The sequence below is a fragment of the Chryseobacterium sp. SIMBA_028 genome, assembly GCF_046535285.1.
Lineage (GTDB): Bacteria > Bacteroidota > Bacteroidia > Flavobacteriales > Weeksellaceae > Chryseobacterium.
Genome location: NZ_JAWRWZ010000247.1, coordinates 1 through 275, shown reverse-complemented (window position 1 = coordinate 275; position 275 = coordinate 1). Strand labels below are relative to the sequence as shown.

At 31.3% G+C, this 275-nt stretch carries 1 pseudogene; it reads right to left on the bottom strand.

Features of this window, described 5'->3' with window-relative positions:
• Positions 1 to 275: pseudogene (locus SCA31_RS23325) on the bottom strand (hypothetical protein); the annotation flags it as partial.

Genomic DNA, 275 nt, shown 5'->3' with positions numbered 1-275 from the left:
AATCCAGATCCAAAAAGCTGTTTTCTGAAATGATCGGAATAATATTAAGCCTTCCTGTCACTCTGTGAAACGATCTGGAATTATTCATACTAACAGCCGGAATACAGTTCAGAGAAATGTGGACATTCTCTAAAATATCTCCAACAATAGCTTCTGAAAATTTGAATTTTAACCAGATTAAATTATCATCTTCACCCAGTTTGGTATTTTTAAAATATTGGGTAAATAATTCCACATTTTCAGGCTTTTCATTATGCTTCAAATTATCTTTTGAT